Below are 630 nucleotides of genomic sequence, written 5' to 3'. Positions count from 1 at the left end.
CGCGCCTGCGCATCTGCCCTGGCCGCGGCAACTTCGCCTTGCAGCACAGCCCGGCGCGACGGCGGCAGTTGCGCCAGCGTGTCGAACATGGGCGCGGCGCGACGGTGGTCGTACCCCGCGCGGGCCATGCAGAACAGGGCCATGCGATCCATGTCGTGGCTGCCAGCCTGGCGGTCCGCCTCTGCACTTTCGGGCTTCACCAGCCCACCCGCCGGGGGCATGCCGTAATAGCCGCGCACGCCGGGCCTGTCGGTTGCGGACGACACCGCGCCAGCCTTGGGTTGCCCGCCGTGCCGCATATGCTTGGCCAATTCACGGCCCAGCACGGCGGCCAGTTCGTTATCATCGGAAAAACGCTCCAGCAGGCCGATGGTCACATGGATGGATTGGCCGGAGGAAAAGGCGTCCACGGTGTCGCGCACCTCCACGTCCATGGTGGCCTCGCACACCCGGTGAAAGCGAACCGGCACGTCCATGCGCAGGCCGTCGCGCTCCACGGTGTAGGACACGGTATCGCCCGCGCCCAGCGCCTTGGTGACCTGCCAGCGCAGGGTGCGCGCGGCCAGCTTGCCGGTGGGCATGGGCTGCCCGTTCACCGCCACCAGCACGTCGCCGGGGCGGATGCCCGCC

General features: G+C 70.3%; 1 protein-coding gene. It reads right to left on the bottom strand.

What is annotated here, in order from left to right:
• A partial coding sequence (locus tag FVW20_RS18080) for a M48 family metalloprotease (protein ID WP_231039248.1) occupies window positions 1-630 on the bottom strand: 630 nt, incomplete at both ends.

It is taken from the genome of Nitratidesulfovibrio oxamicus, assembly GCF_015731765.1.
GTDB lineage: Bacteria > Desulfobacterota > Desulfovibrionia > Desulfovibrionales > Desulfovibrionaceae > Cupidesulfovibrio > Cupidesulfovibrio oxamicus.
This window is presented reverse-complemented; position numbering and strand designations above follow the sequence as displayed.